Below are 20,116 nucleotides of genomic sequence, written 5' to 3'. Positions count from 1 at the left end.
ACGATGTGCCCGCACCCTTATAGGAGGTAGCTTTCCAGTGTCTCAAGACTCATTATTTGGCGGGCCCACTCCGGACCGCAGCGCGTCGGCGCTGCCCGGCAAGAACCTTTTCGCCACCCACGCTGGGTCCCCACTGGCGGCGCGGATGCGCCCACAAAACCTCGATGAAGTGGTCGGACAAGACCATCTTCTGGCGCCCGGCAAGCCATTGCGCCGCCTCGTGGAAGGATCAGGAGAGGCCTCCGTCATCTTGTACGGGCCGCCGGGCACCGGCAAGACCACCATTGCCTCGCTCATCGCCAGCCAAATGGGGCAGAACTTCGTGGGCCTTTCCGCGCTTGATTCGGGCGTCAAGCAGGTCCGCGAGGTCATCACCCACGCCCGGCAAGAGCTCATTCATGGCCGGCGCACGGTGCTGTTCATTGATGAGGTACACCGATTTTCCAAAACCCAGCAGGACGCACTCCTCGCAGCCGTGGAAAACCGCACGGTACTGCTCGTCGCGGCAACGACGGAAAACCCTTCCTTCTCCGTCGTCGCGCCGCTTTTGTCTCGTTCGCTGCTGTTGCAGCTGCATTCGCTCAGCGACGATGACTTGAGGGGCGTCGCCAAGCGCGCGCTAGAAAGCGACCGTGGCCTAGGCGAGCGCAAGATTCGGATTACCGATGAAGCCTTGGACCAGTTGGTACTCCTCGCCGGCGGCGATGCGCGGCGCACGCTGACCTATCTCGAGGCCGCGGCAGAGGCGGTTGACGATGGCGGGGAGATTACCCCACAAACGGTCACGGACAACGTCAATAAGGCGGTGGTGCGCTACGACCGCGACGGCGACCAACACTACGACGTGGTTTCCGCGTTCATTAAGTCCATTCGCGGCTCCGATGTCGACGCTGCGCTGCATTATCTCGCCCGCATGGTAGAAGCCGGGGAGGACCCGCGCTTTATCGCCCGGCGGCTCATTGTGCACGCCTCCGAGGACATCGGCATGGCCGATCCGACCGCGCTCCAGGTGGCCGTGGCGGCGGCCGAGGCCGCTCAGCTCATTGGCATGCCAGAAGCGCGAATCCCGCTCGCGCAAGCCACCATCCACCTGGCCACCGCGCCGAAATCGCCCTCGGTTATCTCTGCCATCACGCAGGCCCAAACCGATGTAGCGGCCGGCAAGGTGGGCCATGTGCCACCGCACCTGCGCGATGGGCACTATGAGGGCGCCAAGCGGATGGGAAATGCCGTGGGCTATGTCTACCCCCACGATGATCCCCGCGGCGTTGTAGAGCAGCAGTACCTGCCCGATGAGCTGGAGGGCTCGGTTTACTATGAACCCACCGATCACGGGGCTGAGAAGCGAGTTTATGACTATATAGGCCGCTTGCGCAGCATTATTCGCGGCAATCGCGGCCCAGGCAAAAACGCTCGCCGGTCGCGCTGATCCCCACCGATGGGAAATCGCTGTGCAGCGAAGGGTAGAGTTGGGCGGGTTAGAAACTTCTTGATAGAAGATGAAAGCTCAGACAGTTAGGATTGTTGCTCGTGAAGACTCATGAGATCCGGGAACGGTTTACCCAGCACTTCGTCAATTCTGGTCACGAGGCAGTACCAAGCGCCTCGCTGATCCTGGATGACCCTAACCTGCTTTTCGTTAATGCCGGCATGGTTCCGTTTAAGCCCTACTTCCTAGGCCAGCAGAACCCGCCCTTTGCCAAGGGCCTTGCTACTTCCATCCAAAAGTGCGTGCGCACCTTGGACATTGATGAGGTGGGCATTACCACCCGCCACAACACCTTCTTCCAGATGGCCGGCAACTTCTCCTTCGGCCAGTACTTCAAGGAAGGCGCCATTACCAACGCCTGGACCTTGCTTACCGGCTCCGTTGATGAGGGCGGCTTTGGCCTAGACCCAGAGCGTTTGTGGGTTACGGTCTACCTCGATGATGACGAGGCCGCCGAAATTTGGCGCGACAAGATCGGTGTTCCAGAAGAGCGCATTCAGCGCCTCGGCATGGAGGACAACTACTGGTCCATGGGTATCCCTGGACCCTGTGGCCCGTGCTCCGAGATCTATTATGACCGCGGTCCTGAGTACGGCAAGGACGGCGGCCCGATTGCCGATGACAACCGCTACATGGAGATCTGGAACTTGGTCTTCATGCAAAATGAGCGTGGCGAGGGCATTGGCAAGGGCAACTTTGAGATCGTCGGCGAGCTGCCCAAGAAGAACATCGATACCGGCCTGGGCATCGAGCGCGTGGCCTGCATTTTGCAGGACGTAGACAACGTCTATGAAACGGACCTGCTGCGCCCAGTTATTGACGTAGCTGAGGAGCTTACCGGCGCCACCTATGGTGACAAGGCCTCCCACGAGGACAATATCCGCTTCCGCGTGGTAGCTGACCACTCCCGTACCGGCATGATGCTTATCCTGGATGGCGTGACCCCGGGCAACGAGGGCCGCGGGTACATCCTGCGCCGCCTGCTGCGTCGCATTATCCGTTCCGCCAAGCTGCTGGGTGCTAAGGGCGCCACCATGGAGCGCTTCATGAATACGGTCATGGATACCATGACCCCGTCCTACCCGGAGATTGCGGACAACCGCGAGCGCATCCTGCGCGTTGCCGTGAATGAGGAAAAGGCCTTCCTGAAGACCCTCGAGTCCGGCACCCGCCTCTTCGATGATGCCGTCCAAGAGCTTAAGTCCACTTCCCGTGCGAAGACCGCAAAGGTCCTGCCGGGCGAGAAGGCCTTTGAGCTGCACGATACCTACGGTTTCCCCATCGACTTGACCTTGGAGATGGCCCAGGAGGCCGGCCTTGAGGTCGACATGGATGGCTTTAACGACGCCATGGGCGAGCAGCGCCGCCGCGCCAAGGCCGATAATCAGGCCAAGAAGCACGGCCACACTGATCTTTCCCTCTACCGCGACTGGGTAGACAATAACCCCACCGTCTTCACCGGCTTTGAGGAGCTTACTTCCGACGCCCGCGTGATCGGCCTCGTCCGCGGTGGCGAGAAGGTCGATCAGGTGCACGAGGGCGAGCAGGTTGAGGTCATCTTGGACCACACCCCGCTGTACGCCGAAGCTGGCGGCCAAATGGCAGACCGCGGCCGCATCATGGCCGGCGAATCCCTGCTGGAGGTCAACGACGTTCAAAAGATCGGTAAAAAGCTGTGGGTACACAAGGCTACGGTTACCGCCGGCGGCCTTGACTTGGGCATGTCCGTTGAGGCGGCCGTCGACGAGCAGTGGCGCCACGGTGCCACCCAGGCACACTCTGCTACGCACCTCATTCACGCCGCACTGCGCCAGGTGCTTGGCCCCACCGCCGTCCAGGCCGGCTCCATGAACCGGCCGGGCTACCTGCGCTTTGACTTCAACTACACCGAGCAACTCAGCCAGGCGCAGTTGGAAGAGATTGCTTTGATTACCAACCAGGCAATCGACTCCAACTTTGCCGTGAACACCATTGAGACCTCCCTGGAGGAGGCCAAGGCCATGGGCGCTATGGCACTATTCGGTGAGAACTACGGCAAGGAGGTCCGCGTAGTAGAAATCGGCGGACCGTTCTCCATCGAGCTGTGCGGTGGTACCCACGTTGGTTCCTCCGCTGAAATCGGACCGGTGTCCGTGCTGGGTGAGTCCTCCGTTGGCTCTGGTGCTCGCCGTATCGAGGCCTACTCCGGTTTGGATGCCTTCCGTTATTACTCCAAGGAAACCGCCTTGGTAGAGGGCGTTTCCCGCGAGCTGAAGGTGCAGACCGAGGATCTGCCAGAGCGCATCGCGCAGCTGTCTGAAAAACTCAAGGCAGCGGAGAAGGAAATTGAGACCCTGCGCAAGCAACAGCTGGCTGCGCGTGCTTCCGAGTTCGTCAGCGCGGCCAAGGACATCAATGGATTCAAGGTCATTGCGCTGACCTTGCCGGAAGGCACCACCGGTGGCGACCTGCGCACCGTTGCAACGGACCTGCGCAACCGCCTGCGCGAGGAAGAAGCCGTCATCGTCCTGGGCGCCGAGGACAAGGGCAAGTTCCCATTCATCGCGGCAGCCACGGACAAGGCTGTTGGCCGCGGCGTAAAGTCCGGCGACATCGTCAAGGAGTTTGGACAGTACGTCGACGGCCGTGGTGGCGGTAAGCCGGATATGGCCCAGGGCTCTGGCGCTACTGCAGCCGGCGCTGAGCGCGGCTTTGGGGCCGTCAAGGACATGCTCGAGTCCCTGTAGGAGTTCGACCGTGGCAAAAGTGGAACCAGATACCCCCGGAGTTGATGACCCAGGGCAAGGCCGCCGGATTGCGCTCGATGTCGGCACGGTGCGCATTGGTGTGGCAGTGTCCAATAGGGAAGCAACGCTTGCCACCCCAGTGGAGACCGTGCGCCGAGAAACCGGGTTCAAAGACCGCGATAAGGGCGATATTGACCGCATCCTGGAGCTCATTGATTCCTATGATGCAGTTGAAGTTGTCGTTGGCCTGCCACGGGACTTGCAGGGAAATGGCTCCAAAAGCGTAAAACATGCTAAGGAAATTGCGTTTCGGATCCGCCGTCGGTTGAATCGAGATGCAAATATAGATAAAGTTCCACCACCAGTACGTTTGGCTGATGAGCGTCTGACTACCGTGGCAGCAACCACCGCGCTGCGCGCGTCCGGCGTGTCCGAGAAGAAGGGCCGTAAAGTCATCGACCAAGCAGCAGCGGTGGAGATATTGCAGACTTGGTTGGATGGGCGCGCGAGCGCGCTACGATCCCATGATGCAATAGACCAGCCTTCAGACTCAGGAGACTAAAACACGTGAGCCGTAACCAAGAACGCCTCGGCCGATCGATGGAGCCGAAATACGTCAAGCGCCGCCAGCGCGGCATTGCCGTTGTCATTGCGTCCATCATCGTCATCCTTGGCGCCCTTATCTACATCGGATTCCGACTCGGCAATACCTCCGCCGATTATGAAGGAACCGGCAACGGTACCACCCAGCTGGTGGAGGTGCCGGAAGGCTCGTCCATGTCCGAGCTCGGACCTGCATTGGTAGAAAAGAATGTGGTGAAGACGCAAGACGCTTTCGATTCTGCTGCGTCGATGAACCACGGCGCGAGCCAAATCCAGCCGGGCTTCTATCGTCTGCAGGAAGAAATGAGCGCGGACGCGGCAGTCGAGGCACTGCTGGATGAGAATAACCGCGTGGACATGCTCGAGGTCCAAGGTGGCGCCACCTTGGAGGACGTCAAGGTTGTGGGCGGAGACGTCCGCTACGGCATTTACTCCCTGATTTCTGAGGTCAGCTGCAACGATGGAAGCTGCCTGAAGAAGGAAGACCTGGAAAAGGTTGCCGCCGAAACCGACCCAGCCGAGCTGGGCGCACCGGAGTGGGCCTTGGACGCTATTAATAAGCGCGGCAATGACCCCAAGCGCATTGAGGGCCTTATCGCGCCAGGCCAGTACGTCTTGGACCCCAATATGGAGGCCAAGGATATCCTCAAGGATCTCATCACCCGCTCCACCAAGCGTTACAACGAAACAAATATTGAAGAACGCGCAAAGGCCATTGGACTGAGCCCATACGAGCTGCTCACCTCCGCTTCCTTGGTGGAGCGCGAGGCACCGGCAGGCGAGTTCGACAAGGTTGCCCGCGTTATCCTCAACCGTTTGGACGAGCCAATGCGCCTGGAGTTTGACTCCACCGTGAACTACGGCTTGGAAGACGTTGAACTGGCCACCACCGATGAGGCCCGTGGGGAGAAGACCCCGTGGAATACCTACGCGAAGGAAGGCCTACCAGATACCCCGATTGCTTCTCCTTCGGACGATGCAATCAAGGCCATGGAAGAACCGGCTGAGGGCAACTGGAAGTTCTTCGTCACCGTGGACGAGGAGGGCACTACCGTCTTCTCCGATACCTACGATGAGCACTTGGGCCGCGTTGATGATGCCATCCGCTCCGGCGTGCTTGACTCCAAGCGCGAAGGCGAGGGCGCTGGTTCCGGCAACGGCGACGCCGCTGCCGAGCAGCCCGCCCAGTAGAGTCGCGACAACCACAAAGAGGTAGAACACCATGCCACGTGCGGCGGTCCTTGGTAGCCCCATCAAGCACTCCTTGTCTCCGGTGCTCCACAATGCTGGCTACGAGGCCGCCGGGCTGGCCGGTTGGGACTACACCCGCTGTGAAACATCGGCGGAAGGCTTGCCGGAATTGGTGGCGGCAAGCGACTCAGAGTTTGTTGGTTTCTCCGTGACCATGCCCGGCAAGTTTGCCGCCCTCCGCTTTGCGGACACCGTAAGTGACCGGGCCCAACTGATTGGCTCAGCAAATACCTTGGTGCGCAGGGCTGATGGTTGGTATGCGGACAATACCGATACCGAGGGCGTACGCGGTGCGCTCGCCGAACTTCTGGGGGATGATCCAGCAGCTCATGCGCTGCTCATTGGTGCTGGGGGCACCGCTCGTCCCGCGTTGTGGGCGCTTTCCGAGCGCGGGGTGAAAAAGGTTACGGTCCTCAACCGTTCCGACCGCAGCACCGAACTTTTGCCGCTCGCGCAGAACCTAGGGCTGGAACTTTCCTTTGTTAGCTTCGACGGGGACTTATCCGCGCTGGCTCGCAGCGTCGATGTCATTGTGTCCACCGTTCCAGCCGCGGCGGTGAAAGATTATGTCTTTGACCTCGCCCACGCACCGGTGCTGGACGTCATCTATGATCCCTGGCCTACACCGCTGACCACGTGCGCGGCGGCCAATGGGTACAAGACCGTGGGCGGGCATGTCATGCTCGCGCACCAAGCATTTAGCCAGTTCGAGCAATTTACCGGGGTGGCCGCCCCGCGGGAAGACATGCTGAAGGCATTGCACGAGGAGCTGCAGAAGCGGTCGCAGACGACTAAGTAAAAAAGGGGGCGTCGGCAAGCGCGGGCTGGAATCCCCGTGTAGCAGGAGCTGCGGATTTCGCCATGTAGACATTGGCGCCCAGCGCTTCCTCACAGCGTGCCTTAGAGTGATCCCCGTGCTAATAGTCGGGGGAATTATTTATGGTTTGTGGGCAGCAACCTTGTCTTGGTGGGATATTCGGCAGCGCCGATTGCCAGACTGGCTGACGCTTCCAGCTGCGATGGTCTCGCTCGCCGTTGCCAATTGGAGTGGGCTGTGGTGGCCGGGGCTGTACCTGGTGCTAGGGCTGGCCCATGCAGGCGTGGGTGGAGGCGACATAAAACTCGCCTGGCCCCTAGGAATGCTGGTGGGGCATGTGGCTGGGTTTATGGGGGTGGTAGCAGCAAGCGGCAGCGCGTCCCTCCTGACTCTTATGTGGTCTGCATGCAGTGGGCAGAAGGAGAGCCCGCATGGTCCTGCAATGTTGCTAGCGGCAACGGTCGTTATCGCATGTGCGCACCCTCTTTGAGGGGGTGGAAGAATATATTGCGGGGCCAAGTTGGTACTGGATTGGCCAGGCCGTGCGATAATACCCGCATGCTTCGTTGGACTACTGCAGGTGAATCCCACGGCCAGGCTCTTATTTCGATGCTGGAGCACATGCCCGCCGGGGTCCCTATTACCCGCGCCGATATTTCCCATCAGCTTTCCCGGCGCCGCCTAGGCTATGGCCGCGGTGCCCGTATGAAGTTTGAGGCTGATGAGGTCACCGTGCTGGGTGGAGTCCGCCACGGGCTTACCTTGGGTAGTCCCATCGCCATCATGATTGGCAATACGGAGTGGCCCAAGTGGACCACCATCATGTCGGCCGATCCGCTGGATATGGACGATGAAGACACTATTAAAGCGATGAACTCCGGCCGCGGTGCCGCCTTGACTAGGCCGCGCCCCGGGCACGCTGATTTTGCCGGAATGGTGAAGTACCGCCACAGTGAAGCACGCCCCATCCTCGAGCGTTCCTCTGCGCGTGAGACGGCGGCGCGAGTGGCCGCAGCTACCGTTGCGCGCAATTTCCTGCGCGAGACCCTCGGCGTCGAGGTTCTCTCCCACGTGATTTCCATTGGCGCTTCCGAGCCTTATGAGGGGCCTGCGCCAGCGTTCGCGGACATCGAGGCTATCGATGCCTCGCCGGTCCGCGCCTGCGATAAGGCGGCTGAAGCCTCCATGATCGCGGAAATTGAGGCCGCAAAGAAGCAGGGCGATACCTTGGGCGGCATCGTTGAGGTTGTGGTCGATGGCCTGCCTATCGGCCTGGGCTCGCATGTTTCCGGCGATGACCGCTTGGACGCCCAATTGGCCAGCGCCTTGATGGGTATTCAGGCTATCAAGGGCGTGGAAATTGGCGATGGCTTTGCCGAGGCCCGTCGTCGCGGTTCTGTTGCCCACGATGAGATGGTGCGAACCGAAGACGGGGTATCCCGCCTTAGCAACCGTGCTGGCGGACTCGAAGGCGGCATGACGAATGGGCAGCAGTTGCGCGTGCGGGCGGCAATGAAGCCGATTTCTACCGTGCCGCGTGCCTTGCGCACCATTGATATGGAGTCTGGCGCTGCAGCTACTGCCATCCACCAGCGCTCAGATGTGTGCGCGGTTCCGGCGGCGGGCGTCGTTGCAGAAGCAATGGTTGCCCTCGTTCTTGCGCGCGCTGTGCTAGAAAAATTCGGCGGCGATAGCCTCGAAGAAACCTCTGCGGCCATCGCCGCGTATGATAAATACGTTTCGGACCGCCTTGCTTTTGACCAGGAGTAAGTTATGACCACCCCAACCGCCGTTACGGGCCTGCCCCGTCCACGCGTTGTTTTGGTTGGCCCGCCAGGTGCGGGTAAATCCACCATCGGCCGCCGCCTTTCCCACGCCTTGAGCTGCGAACTGGTGGATTCGGACCACCTTATCGAACAGGCTAAGGATAAGCCGTGCGGAGAAGTCTTTAGCGAGCTTGGTGAACCAGACTTTCGCGCGCTCGAAGCCGAGCACGTTGCTGCGGCACTGCGCACCGGTGGAGTAGTCAGCCTCGGCGGCGGGGCAGTGCTGACGGACGCCACCCGTGAGCTGTTGGAGCGCCATACCGTCATCTTTTTGGATATCTCGCCCGAAGAAGGCGCACGGCGGACGTCCGGGGATAGCAATCGGCCGGTTCTCGCAGCCGCAGATCCCCTTGAGCACTACCGCAACCTCGTGGAGGCGCGCCGCCCCTATTACCAAGAGGTGGCCGATTACCGGGTACGCACCGATGCCCGGACCCCACAGCAGGTAGTGGGCGATATCCTCGGCTTCCTCGATACCCTGTAGATTCCCCGCCGCGCTAACACTAGTTGCTCGCCCCATTGGCTCGGCGGCGAACGGAAAGGACCACCATGCCCAGCATTGCCGTTAATGGACCACAGCCCTATGAAGTTCGCATTGGCACCGATCTCAACCAGGACATTGCGCGGCGCTGTGCGGAGATTGGTGCAGGCCAGGCGGGCATTATCTGCCAGCCGCCGCTGCGCGCCGCGGCCGAGCGCCTAGCGGAACTCGTCGCCGCTGAGGGGGTGGAGCCTACGCTTATCGACGTCCCCGATGCCGAGGCCGCCAAACAGCTCAGCGTCATCGGTAGCGTATGGGATCAGCTGGGGGAAAAGGGCTTTAACCGCCGTGACGTCATCATTGGCCTCGGCGGTGGCGCCACCACCGATCTGGCTGGGTTCGCTGCGGCCGGGTGGATGCGCGGCATCAAGGTTATTCAGGTGCCCACCACGCTCTTGGCCATGGTTGACGCGGCCGTCGGCGGCAAAACCGGCATCAATACCGCAGCCGGCAAGAACCTCGTTGGCGCCTTTCATGAGCCAGATTCTGTGTTTGTGGATCTCGAGCGCCTGGATACCCTACCCGCGGCGGAGATCATTGCTGGCTCGGCAGAAATCATCAAAACCGGATTCATCCATGACCCGGTGATCCTTGAACGCTATGACAGCGACCCCGGCGCATGCGTGGACCCGCAGGGCTTCCTTCCAGAACTTATTGCGCGCTCCATCGCGGTCAAGGCTGCGGTGGTAGGCGAGGACCTTAAAGAATCGGGCCTGCGTGAAACGCTCAACTACGGCCACACCTTTGGCCATGCGGTGGAGCGCCATGAACAGTATCAGTGGCGCCATGGCAACGCGGTGGCCGTGGGCATGATGTTTATCGCCCACCTAGCGCATGCGCGCGGCCTCATTGACGCTGAACTGGTGGAAAAGCATCGCCGGATCCTTGACAGCATTGGGCTGCCAACCACGTATAAGGCAGGTCAGTTCACGGACCTGTATGAGGCAATGACCCACGATAAAAAGAACCGCGACGGAAAGATCAGGTTTGTAGCCTTGATCGGGGTAGGCGAGACCACCCGTCTCGAAGGCCCCAGTACGGAAGAGCTAGAGGCGGCCTACGCCGCGATATCGGAGTAGAAATGAAGATTATTGTCCTCAACGGCCCGAACTTGAACCGCTTGGGAAAACGCCAGCCGGATATCTACGGCTCGACCACCTTGGCTGATGTCGAGCACATGATTGCCTCGCGCGCCGCCGCGCACGGTGCAGAAGTAGAGTGCTTCCAGTCCAACCATGAGGGGGAGCTGATTGAGAAAGTACATGCCGCGGCGGATGCGGGCCACCCAGTGATTATCAACCCCGGCGGTTTTACCCATACCTCAGTGGCCCTGCGGGACGCCCTGGCAGAGGTAGCCGATGGCGCCGGATTCGTAGAGGTGCATATTTCTAATGTGCATGCGCGCGAGCCCTTCCGCCATCACTCCTATCTCAGCCCTATCGCCCGCGGCGTCATCGCCGGGTTGGGTGCCTTCGGCTACGTGGCGGCAGTGGACTACCTCTGCCAATAGGCCCCCACGAACGGGCTGGGCGGCAGCCGGCTAGAAAGAAATCCGCCCAACTGCGGGGGCAGGGTCGATATACTGGGTGGATACTTTCTACACCGCAGTCGACCCAGAAGGATGAAATCATGGCTTTGGCAGATACCCGTTTTAGTGACCGGCGCCGCAAGCTTGCCGCGGAACTAGCCGGCCAGCGCATCGATGCCGTTCTGGTCACCCACCTCACGCATGTGCGCTACCTTTCGGGATTCTCCGGCTCGAATGGCGGGCTATTGCTGCGCAAGGACCTTACCGCGCAGGTTGCTACCGACGGCCGGTACACCACGCAGATCGCCCGCGAGGTCCCCGATCTGGAGGCTATCCAAGGCCGCGCGGTAGGAAAGGTGCTCCTGCAGCAATTTGCCGATGTCGAGGGACCGGTTCGAGTCGGTTTTGAAGCCGACTACCTCTCGGTCTCTGAGCTGAAGGACCTGGAAGAGTCCGCCCCGGAGTCGGTTACCTTGGTTCCCATCGCCGGGGTCATTGAGAAAATTCGATTGGTAAAGGACTTGCTGGAGCAAGAGAAGCTGGAAGAGATTGCCGCGCTGGCTAATCAGGCGCTGGAGGATCTACTCGCCGCTGGTGAGTTGCGTGCCGGCCGCACCGAGCGCCAGGTGGCTGCCGATTTGGAATATCGGATGCGCATGCTCGGCTCGGAGCGAGTGAGCTTCGATACCATCGTGGCTTCTGGTCCGAACTCGGCGATGCCGCACCATGGTGCCGATGACCGGGTCATCGAGGACGGCGACCTCGTGACCATCGATTTCGGTGCGCACCTGCGCGGGTTCAACTCCGACTGCACCCGCACCTACGTCGTGGGCACGGCGAATGACTTTGCCAAGGAAATCTATGATGTGGTGCTCCGCGCCCAAAAGGCAGGCGTGGCAGCGTCGGTGCCGGGCGCTAAGCTTGCCGACGTCGACGCGGCCTGCCGCGATGTCATCTCCGCCGCCGGCTACGGTGACTACTTTGTGCACTCGACGGGCCACGGCGTGGGCCTAGACGTCCACGAAGCACCTTCCGCGGCACAGACCGGTAAGGGCGAGCTCGCCGCCGGTATGACCCTGACCATCGAGCCGGGCATCTATGTGCCAGGCAAGGGCGGCGTGCGCATCGAAGATACCCTCATCATCACCGATGGTGCGCCGAAGATCATTACCGCTGCGACGAAGGAATTTACTGAACTGCCCGCTTAGTGGGCCAGCACCTTGGAGTTAAGCAGCTGGGCGACGTTGCGGTTGCCCAGGTGCGTGAGGTGATTGAAGAGGTTGTGCGGTACGGAGTACTCCCACTTGCCGGAAACCCAGCGGGTGCTGTCCGGCGCGCACATGCCGTGATCAATGGAGTCGGCGCGTAGGTCGTAGTACTGCACGCCGTTTGCGCGGGCTGCCTTGTACATGGCGCTATTAACCTGGTCCTCGCCGGTGCGAACCAAGCCCGCGTAGTCCATGTTGAACCCGGCTTCAGAGGATCCCGGTGCGGAGGTGCGCAGCGGGCAAACCGCGCCATTGCGGGCGGAGATGGCGGGATAGCCTACAACGGTGATGCGGGCATTCGGGGCGGCGTGGCGGACCCGCTGGATCGAATTCTTCATGCCGTCGTAGTAGGGGTTGGAAGAAGAAAGGGATGGGCGCACGATTTCCTGGAGATCGTTGGCGCCAAACTGAATCAAAACGTTCTTCGTCTCGCCATTGAGATCATTATTGGCAATGGCTCCGTTGATCTGCTCACCGAAGTCCTTGCGGTGCGATTGGCCGGCAGCCTTTGCTGCAGAGCATGCGTAGTTGGCTACGTGCTGACCAGAAACACGGCCCAGTTCGCGGCCAACATTACTCTGACCCTGCGGGCAGCCCTGCGGGGATGGTGCGCCGGGAGCGTCTTCGATGCCGTGGGTGGCAGAAGAGAGCGTAGTGCCTGCCGAAGGGGACAGGCTCGAGGTCGTGCCAACTTGGCCATAGGTTGGGTTGGCAAAGACAGAATCGCCGAACATCACGGTCTGGGCGTCTGCTGCCATGGCCTGCGGAGCGGAGAGTGCTGCTACGGCTGCGCCAGTAGCGGTGGCCGCGGCGTAAAACTTCTTGAGAGGCATCGCAAAAATCCTTGGTAGATATGTGAAAAATCAATAAAGCAAAGCCTTATGGTACAGCGAGTTATTGCTGGATAAAAACCTTTGATTGCTCGCGTGTCTGATGGTTTAGGGCAGGCGACGGGCCCCAAAAGTCACTCCGCTGGTAACTGTGGGGAAGAAATGGGGGACCGGTAATACCCCAAGGGGCAGTTGTCCGGTAGGCTTAAACATTGTTTTCAACCTTTAGTCCACAATTTTCGGGAGTTTAACCGCAATGGCTGATACTACTGATTTCAAGAACGGTCTCGTTCTGAAGATCGACAACAAACTGATGCAGATCGTTGAGTTCCAGCACGTGAAGCCGGGCAAGGGCCCAGCCTTCGTGCGTACCAAGCTCAAGGATGTTGTCTCCGGTAAGACCGTGGACAAGACCTGGAATGCTGGCGTTAAGGTAGAGACCGCTACCGTGGACCGCCGCGATATGACCTACCTGTACAACGATGGCACCAGCTACGTTGTTATGGATGAAAAGACCTTCGAGCAGTTCGAGCTCCCGCCGGAGAAGTTCGGCGATGCCGCTCGCTTCCTGCTGGAAAACATGCGCGTTCAGGTTTCCTTCTACGAGGATGAGGCACTCTTTGCAGAACTGCCTATCTCCGTAGACCTTAAGGTCGAGCACACCGAGCCGGGCCTGCAGGGTGACCGCTCTTCCGGCGGCACCAAGCCTGCCACCCTGGAAACCGGTGCTGAAATCCAGGTTCCGCTGTTCATCGAGATCGGCAACGTACTCAAGATCGATACCCGTACCGGCGAGTACCTCTCCCGCGTTAACAACTAGGGCATCTGACTGTGTCTGATAACACCCCTAAGCGCGATATCAACTACAAGCGGCACACCGCGCGGTACCGCGCACGTCGTCGTGCCGCCGATATCCTCTACGAAGCAGAAAACAGGGACGTTGACCCCGTTGCCATCGTGGAGGATCGCATCGCCTTGGCACGTGAGGATCGCAATGCGGTAGCACCTGTCGCCGAATACACGCAGGTGATTGTCAAGGGCGTAGCCGAAGAGCTGGATGCCATCGATGACACCATCTCTCGCTTCCTTGCCGAGGACTGGGAACTGCACCGCATTCCGGCCGTTGACCGCGCCATCCTGCGCCTATCGGTATGGGAGCTGCTGTTCAACCCGGATATCCCCACCGCTACTGCGGTTGTGGAAGGCGTGGAGATTGCCTCCCAGTATTCCAACGATCAAGCAGCGCCATATATCCACGCTGTGTTGGATGACGTGGCGCAATCCCGTTCTGCGGAAAATCCGATGTCCGCAGAACACCAGGGCAGCGATGCGGACGCGGACGGCGAGGATACAACCGACGAGGAGTCGGTAGACTCCGACAACGCGGATGATGCGGCCAAGGATACCTCCGCATCCACCGCTTCGGACTCCGCTGCCGCGGCCGGCGGCTCGGCTGTAGCAGACGGTTCTGCGCAGCAGGACCCCGCTGCGGAATAGTCAGGTTTAGACTGGCCCGCATACTTAAACCGCCCGCCCAGCTCGATGGTGAAGAGCTGTGGCGGGCGGTATTTTCATGCCCAAGACCGTGCCAATCGACGCTCATCCTCGCGTCTCCGTGTGCCCAGTATGGCCAAGAGCAAAAAGAACTCTCCCCGTCACCCTTGCGCCATTGTTAAGGCAGAAGGAGAGGGGAGAGCAGTGAATTCTAGGGCGGCTTAGCTCTGCGGGGCGTCGCTTGCGGCGGCGTCGCCAGATCCGGCGTTGGCTGCGGTCTCGGAGCCAAGCTTGGCCATCTCTTCGGCGGCAGAAACCATGGCATCCTGGCCGCGAATGACGCCATCTACGGCGGACTTCAGGGCAGCTTGCAGCTGCTCATCGGTCATGCCGGCGGCGGCAGGGATATCGCGCTCGGTGCGCACCACGAGCATGTCATCGTGCTCCGAGATAACTGCGCGGGCGCCGAAGGCTACGGAGTTGATCTGGTTAGCCGCGAGGAAGAGGCCGGCGTCGGCCTTGGAATAGGCGGCGTCGGTAGGCACATCGCAGCGGACAATAACCACGGAATCGAGAACCGCGAACATGGTGGGCAGGCCGTTGAGGTTGGCGGTGGCCGCCTCAATATCGCTGTCCATCTTGGTCAATTCAATGTCGAAGGTACGCATGGCCTCGACAACGCGGTCAAGGGTGATCTCCGGCAGATTGTTTTCGGTAGAGGCATTAGTCATGGTTGTGCTCCTCCCAAGTCACGAGCTGTGGGTAGTGTTCTTCCACGAAGGCGAAGGACTGCAGCATAGAATCCAGCGTGGACATCACGAAGGCGCCGATCTGATTGCGGGACAAACCGTGGGCAATGTTGATTTCGCGCACGCCAGAGACGGCGAGGTTATTCTCGGCAGACTCAAAGAAGCGCAGGGTCGGCGCGAAGTGCTGCTGGTTCCACTGGTTGAGTACCATTAACAGGCTTGGGCCCTCAGAAGAAGGCACATTGCCGCGCCAGACGGAATCCGCCACGAGCACATCATCGCGCACCTGCATGGCGATGGCGACGTTGGAGAAACCCGTGCGCAGGATCTGCACGGTTTCTTCCTCGCTCACTGGCTGCTCTTCGAGGCGGTATTCCAGGTTCTCAGATGCAAAGATCTCGCCGATGCGCTCGAGAGTTACGGGCTCTACGGGCGTATCGGGATACAGGGTTGGTTCTTCAGACACTTAAGTAGTCTCAATCCATGTACTAATCGGGGATAAAGGTCAACCTTTGCCAGTTTACCTAAGTTCTTATCTAGTTACTGGGACTCCACAGGCGCTCGCCGCCAAGTTCGTGGGCGAGAGCAGTGTCGATCGTGGGGTAGCGGAACGTATGCCCGATACTTTGTAGAACCGTGGGGCTTACGCGTTGTTGCGCCAAGGCCAACTCTTGGGCGCCCTCCTTGCCCAGCAAGATTGCGGGACCGAAAGGTGGAACGGGGAGTAGGGCTGGGCGGTGTAGCTCGGCGCCGAGGGCTTTGACGAAGTCCTTGTTGAGCACCGGGTTAGGCGAAGCCGCATTGACCGGGCGTTCCAGCGAATCGTCCACGATGGCGCGGAAGTAGGCATCCGTCAGGTCATCGAGGGCAACCCAGCTGAACCAAAACTCACCGTCGCCGAAGGGGCCACCTAGTCCGGTAGAGAAGAGGGCACGCAGCAGCGGCAGGAGGCCGGAACCGCCAGACATGGCGATGCCGGTACGAATATTGACCACGCGGGTGCCCGCGGCGCGGGCGGGCTCGCAGGCGCGCTCCCAGTCGACTACGACGTCTGCCAGGAAGCCCTCGCCAGGAGCGGAGTCTTCGGTGAGGACCTCATCGCCGCGGTCGGATCCGTAGTAGCCCACGGCAGAGGCGCAGACCATGGTGCGGACGGAATCCGTGGAGCCCGCTAGACGGGCTAGGCGCTCGGTGGGGCCAACGCGGGAATCGCGGATGGCAGCCTTGTGCTCGTCATTGAAGCGGCCGAAGATGGGCTCGCCGGCTAGGTGGACGAGGACGTCGACGCCGCGCAGGAGGTCGGGATCGGGGTGCTCCGGTCGCCACGTGCGCTGGCCCTTGGAAGCCGTGCCGCGCACGAGCTGGATCACCGTGTGTCCGGCGGTGCGCAGTTGTGCGGTAAGCGCTGCACCCACGCTGCCGCGGGAGCCGGTTACGGCGATGGTTAGTGGTTGGGTGTTTAAGGAGGCGTCGGCAAGCCGCTGGAGAAAGGAAAAATCCTCAATGAGCTGGTGCTGCCGATAAGCAAAGACCGATTTCAGCGCCGCCGAAGGGATGCGGGTAGTAACGTCATCGCGAACGAGCGTGCCGTCCGGGTGGTCCGCAAAGGTGTGATGGTGCTGCCATTTAGCGAATTTGCGAATGGGGGAGTTAACGCACACATCGGTGAACTCATAGCCCTCGCGGTACTGGGAAAGTTTATGCTGCGCGGTCCAGCGCAGGCCGCCCGGAAGGCCCAGGATGGTGGTGCCATCGCCCAGGCTGTCTGCCTGCTGGATGGGTTTCATGAAGGCAAAGGGCGCGTTCAGACGGGTTAAAGCGCCTTGGCGGGTATGCCATCGCCAGACCTGCTCGCGCGGGGCGGGGACTATGTGTTCGGCGGAAAAACTCACTTCTTGATGCGCCTCCTTCTTTTCGCCCTCACCCAAATGGTGGGGAAGGTGCTAGAGTATTTTGTGTCTAACAGCATAGACATTTTTGAGACCATCAACCGGCATCCTTTAAAGACCGCACCGTGAGGCGGGGAAGGAGGTCACGATGAGTGGAACTGACGCTACCGCGAACAGGCTAGAGCTTTTAAGCTCCGATGATGTTTCGCGTACCGTTGCACGCATCGCGCACCAGATCATTGAAAAAACGGCGCTCGATTCCGCGGACGCACCGCGGGTCATTCTGCTTGGCATTCCCTCTGGTGGCGTGCCGCTTGCACAGCGCCTAGCGCACAAGATTGAAGAATTTTCCGGGGTCGCAGTCCCATGGGGCTCCCTCGATATCACCCTCTACCGCGATGACCTGCTAGGAAAGCCGCATCGCGCGCTCCAACCCACGACCATCCCCACCGGTGGCATCGATAACGCCACCGTTATTTTGGTCGACGATGTGCTGTATTCCGGCCGCACTATCCGCGCCGCCTTGGACGCGTTGAGTGACGTGGGCCGTCCCGACATTATTCAGCTGGCCGTCTTGGTAGATCGCGGCCACCGCGAGGTTCCTATCCGCGCCGATTATGTGGGAAAGAATCTGCCCACCGCGCGAGAAGAAGACGTCACCGTATACAACAGCGAGATTGACGGCCGGGATGCGGTCGTATTGACCCGAGCCGCCGCTGCAACCGATGCAGCTGGCTCCGAAACGGGGGAGGCATAACCATGAAGCACCTCATCGATATGGCAGAGCTGGACCGAAGCGAAATTGTCGGTCTGATGGATGAAGCGGATCGCTTCCGCGAGGCCCTCGAAGGCCGCGAGGTAAAGAAGCTGCCGACCCTGCGGGGGCGGACCATCTATACCCTCTTTTATGAAAACTCCACTCGCACCCGCTCTTCCTTTGAAACGGCCGGCAAGTGGATGTCCGCGGACGTCATCAACCTGTCCGCCTCTACGTCCTCGGTAAAGAAGGGCGAGTCCCTGAAGGATACGGGCCTTACCTTGGCCGCCATCGGCGCCGATGCGATCATCATGCGCCACCCTTCCTCCGGTGCGCCGCAGCAGCTGGCCCAGTGGGTAGCCCCTAACGGCAAGGGACCTTCAGTGATCAACGCGGGCGACGGCGCGCACCAGCACCCAACGCAGGCGCTTCTCGACGCCGTCACGATGCGCCAGCGCTTAGGCCTGCACAGCGACGAAGGCTTTGCCGGCCTGAAGGTAAAGATTGTGGGCGATTGCCTGCACTCGCGCGTAGTGCGCTCCAACGTAGATTTGCTTACCACTCTCGGTGCTGAAGTAACCCTCGTAGGCCCAGCCACCCTCATGCCCTTTGGGGTAGAGAATTGGCCGGTGCGGGTGTCCTATGACTTTGATGCGGAAATCGCAGACGCCGACGTCATCATGATGCTGCGCGTCCAGCAAGAGCGCATGAATGGCGGCTTCTTCCCCTCCCACCGCGAGTACGCCAACCTCTTTGGCCTGTCCAAGGATCGCGCGGCGGCCATGCACAAGGACGCCATCGTCATGCACCCCGGCCCGATGCTGCGCGGCATGGAGATTAACTACGGCGTCGCAGATTTGGACAAAACTGCGGTCCTACAGCAGGTACACAACGGTGTGCACGCCCGCATGGCGGTGCTGTTTACCCTGCTGACCAATGGCGAAAACGCCGGCATTTAAAACCGCGACCCACACTCAACTTTAGGGAGAGACAATGACTACTTACCCGGAAACCGGTCGCCTTTCCGCGCCGGCGGAATCCCCACTGGTGATTAAGAATGTGCGCCTGTACGGCGAAGGCGAGCCCACCGATGTCGTGGTCAAGGACGGCATCATCGCTACCATCGGCGCTACGGCAGAAGCCGAGGATGCACAGGTCATCGACGGCCAGGGCAACGTGCTCTTGCCAGGTCTGGTGGATATGCACGTGCACCTGCGCGAGCCCGGTCGCGAGGATACCGAGACCATCGAGACCGGCTCCAAGGCTGCCGCCAAGGGCGGTTTCACCGCCGTGTTCACCATGGCTAATACCAACCCTGTGACCGACCAGCCGATCATCGCTGAGTCCGTATGGGCCAAGTCCCAAGCACTGGCGCTGTGCGATGTCCATCCGGTGGGCTCCATTACCAAGGGCCTGGAAGGCAAGACGCTGACTGAATTCGGCATGATGGCCCGCTCGGACGCCAAGGTCCGCATGTTCTCCGATGACGGCAAGTGCGTCCAAGATCCGCAGCTAATGCGTCGTGCTTTGGAATACGCCAAGGGCATGGACGTGCTGCTGGCGCAGCACGCCGAGGATGATCGCATGACCGGCGGTGCTTCCGCCCATGAAGGCGAGACCGCGGCCAAGCTCGGCCTGCGCGGTTGGCCGCGCGTGGCGGAGGAATCCATCGTGGCCCGCGACGCCCTATTGGCGCGCGACTACGGCAACCGCGTGCACATCTGTCACGCCTCGACGCAGGGCACCGTGGAGCTGCTGAAGTGGGCAAAGGAGCAGGATATTCCTCTCACCGCCGAGGTAACCCCGCACCACCTATTGATGACCGATGACAAGCTGCGCACCTACGATGGCCTCTTCCGCGTCAACCCGCCGCTGCGCGAACAGCGCGATACCGAAGCCCTGCGTGAGGCGCTGCTTAACGGCACCATTGACTGCGTTGCCACCGACCACGCCCCGCACGGCTCCGAAGACAAGTGCGTGGAATTTGAAAATGCCCGCCCTGGCATGTTGGGACTGGAATCTTCCTTGGCCGTCATCGCCAAGATCTTTGTCGAAACCGGCCTGGCCGATTGGCGCTTTGTCGCCCGCGTCATGTCCGAGCGCCCCGCAGAAATCACCCGCCTGCCGGGCCATGGCCGCCCCATCGCAGAGGGCGAGCCAGCTAACTTGACCATTGTGGACCCAGACCACCACTGGGTTTCTGATTCCGCCAAGCTGGCCTCCAAGTCCGAAAACAACCCGTACGCTGGCGAAGAATTTGGCGCCCGCGTTACCCACACCATTTTGCGAGGTGCCGTCACTTTTGACTTGGCAGCCTCCGAAGAAGACTAACCTTGCACACTGAGACC

Annotated in this window: 20 protein-coding genes; 16 read left to right on the top strand and 4 right to left on the bottom strand. The window is 60.6% G+C overall.

What is annotated here, in order from left to right; translation table 11 throughout:
- Window positions 1-37: 37 nt before the first annotated feature.
- From RAE09_RS00870 to RAE09_RS00820, 11 genes are all read left to right on the top strand, one after another.
- Complete coding sequence (locus RAE09_RS00870) at window positions 38-1,429, top strand: replication-associated recombination protein A (protein WP_316980714.1); 1,392 nt, start codon at window positions 38-40, stop codon at window positions 1,427-1,429.
- A gap of 101 nt (window positions 1,430-1,530) precedes the next feature.
- Window positions 1,531-4,215 carry an alanine--tRNA ligase gene (gene alaS / locus RAE09_RS00865; protein WP_316980713.1) on the top strand — a complete coding sequence of 895 codons (2,685 nt, stop codon included), beginning with the start codon at window positions 1,531-1,533 and terminating at the stop codon, window positions 4,213-4,215.
- Window positions 4,216-4,225: 10 nt separating this feature from the next.
- A complete protein-coding gene (ruvX, locus tag RAE09_RS00860) occupies window positions 4,226-4,777 on the top strand; it encodes a Holliday junction resolvase RuvX (RefSeq protein ID WP_316980712.1) in 552 nt (183 codons plus the stop codon).
- 38 nt (window positions 4,778-4,815) lie between these two features.
- Window positions 4,816-6,009: an endolytic transglycosylase MltG gene (gene mltG / locus RAE09_RS00855; protein WP_316980879.1), complete on the top strand. Its 1,194-nt coding sequence runs from the start codon at window positions 4,816-4,818 to the stop codon at window positions 6,007-6,009.
- 31 nt (window positions 6,010-6,040) lie between these two features.
- Window positions 6,041-6,868, top strand: a complete 828-nt coding sequence (locus RAE09_RS00850; RefSeq protein ID WP_316980711.1) for a shikimate dehydrogenase — start codon at window positions 6,041-6,043, stop codon at window positions 6,866-6,868.
- Window positions 6,869-6,974: 106 nt separating this feature from the next.
- Window positions 6,975-7,376, top strand: coding sequence for an A24 family peptidase (locus RAE09_RS00845; RefSeq protein ID WP_316980710.1), 402 nt, complete (start codon window positions 6,975-6,977; stop codon window positions 7,374-7,376).
- Window positions 7,377-7,444: 68 nt separating this feature from the next.
- Window positions 7,445-8,656 carry a chorismate synthase gene (aroC, locus tag RAE09_RS00840; protein WP_316980709.1) on the top strand — a complete coding sequence of 404 codons (1,212 nt, stop codon included), beginning with the start codon at window positions 7,445-7,447 and terminating at the stop codon, window positions 8,654-8,656.
- Between the two features lie 3 nt (window positions 8,657-8,659).
- Entirely contained in the window at window positions 8,660-9,196 is a 537-nt protein-coding gene (locus tag RAE09_RS00835; RefSeq protein ID WP_005328489.1) for a shikimate kinase, read from the top strand.
- A gap of 65 nt (window positions 9,197-9,261) precedes the next feature.
- Window positions 9,262-10,332, top strand: a complete 1,071-nt coding sequence (gene aroB, locus RAE09_RS00830; protein ID WP_316980708.1) for a 3-dehydroquinate synthase — start codon at window positions 9,262-9,264, stop codon at window positions 10,330-10,332.
- Window positions 10,333-10,334: 2 nt separating this feature from the next.
- Window positions 10,335-10,763 (top strand): type II 3-dehydroquinate dehydratase, encoded by a 429-nt coding sequence (gene aroQ / locus RAE09_RS00825; protein ID WP_316980707.1) that lies wholly within the window; start codon window positions 10,335-10,337, stop codon window positions 10,761-10,763.
- 119 nt (window positions 10,764-10,882) lie between these two features.
- Window positions 10,883-11,989 carry an aminopeptidase P family protein gene (locus RAE09_RS00820; RefSeq protein ID WP_316980706.1) on the top strand — a complete coding sequence of 369 codons (1,107 nt, stop codon included), beginning with the start codon at window positions 10,883-10,885 and terminating at the stop codon, window positions 11,987-11,989.
- Here RAE09_RS00820 and RAE09_RS00815 read toward each other — a convergent pair.
- On the bottom strand, window positions 11,986-12,882 hold the full coding sequence (locus RAE09_RS00815) for a GDSL-type esterase/lipase family protein (RefSeq protein ID WP_316980705.1): 897 nt from the start codon (window positions 12,880-12,882) through the stop codon (window positions 11,986-11,988). The genes RAE09_RS00820 and RAE09_RS00815 overlap by 4 nt on opposite strands.
- A gap of 253 nt (window positions 12,883-13,135) precedes the next feature.
- Between RAE09_RS00815 and efp the strand changes: the two genes are divergently transcribed.
- Complete coding sequence (efp, locus tag RAE09_RS00810) at window positions 13,136-13,699, top strand: elongation factor P (RefSeq protein ID WP_023021466.1); 564 nt, start codon at window positions 13,136-13,138, stop codon at window positions 13,697-13,699.
- A gap of 38 nt (window positions 13,700-13,737) precedes the next feature.
- Complete coding sequence (gene nusB, locus RAE09_RS00805; RefSeq protein WP_394371981.1) at window positions 13,738-14,376, top strand: transcription antitermination factor NusB; 639 nt, start codon at window positions 13,738-13,740, stop codon at window positions 14,374-14,376.
- A 218-nt stretch (window positions 14,377-14,594) separates the two neighbouring features.
- Here the strand turns inward: nusB and RAE09_RS00800 are convergent, their stop codons facing one another.
- The 3 genes from RAE09_RS00800 to RAE09_RS00790 all read right to left on the bottom strand — a co-directional run bounded on the left by RAE09_RS00800 (window position 14,595) and on the right by RAE09_RS00790 (window position 17,014).
- Complete coding sequence (locus tag RAE09_RS00800) at window positions 14,595-15,104, bottom strand: YbjN domain-containing protein (RefSeq protein WP_005328477.1); 510 nt, start codon at window positions 15,102-15,104, stop codon at window positions 14,595-14,597.
- A complete protein-coding gene (locus RAE09_RS00795; protein ID WP_086587601.1) occupies window positions 15,097-15,588 on the bottom strand; it encodes a YbjN domain-containing protein in 492 nt (163 codons plus the stop codon). Before RAE09_RS00795 ends, RAE09_RS00800 begins: the two co-directional genes overlap by 8 nt.
- Before the next feature lie 70 nt (window positions 15,589-15,658).
- On the bottom strand, window positions 15,659-17,014 hold the full coding sequence (locus tag RAE09_RS00790) for a TIGR01777 family oxidoreductase (protein ID WP_316980703.1): 1,356 nt from the start codon (window positions 17,012-17,014) through the stop codon (window positions 15,659-15,661).
- Window positions 17,015-17,159: 145 nt separating this feature from the next.
- Here RAE09_RS00790 and pyrR point away from each other — a divergent pair, with 145 nt between their 5' ends.
- From pyrR to RAE09_RS00775, 3 genes are read left to right on the top strand one after another with little or no spacing between them, the layout of a single operon-like run.
- Entirely contained in the window at window positions 17,160-17,768 is a 609-nt protein-coding gene (gene pyrR / locus RAE09_RS00785) for a bifunctional pyr operon transcriptional regulator/uracil phosphoribosyltransferase PyrR (RefSeq protein WP_302257798.1), read from the top strand.
- A 2-nt stretch (window positions 17,769-17,770) separates the two neighbouring features.
- Window positions 17,771-18,727 carry an aspartate carbamoyltransferase catalytic subunit gene (locus tag RAE09_RS00780; RefSeq protein ID WP_302257796.1) on the top strand — a complete coding sequence of 319 codons (957 nt, stop codon included), beginning with the start codon at window positions 17,771-17,773 and terminating at the stop codon, window positions 18,725-18,727.
- Between the two features lie 34 nt (window positions 18,728-18,761).
- Entirely contained in the window at window positions 18,762-20,099 is a 1,338-nt protein-coding gene (locus RAE09_RS00775; protein WP_250410583.1) for a dihydroorotase, read from the top strand.
- Window positions 20,100-20,116 lie beyond the last annotated feature (17 nt).

This window comes from Corynebacterium tuberculostearicum (assembly GCF_032821615.1).
GTDB classification, from domain to species: Bacteria; Actinomycetota; Actinomycetes; order Mycobacteriales; family Mycobacteriaceae; genus Corynebacterium; species Corynebacterium tuberculostearicum_H.
The sequence above is the reverse complement of the archived record's forward strand: the minus strand, read 5'-3'. Positions and strand labels throughout refer to the sequence as shown.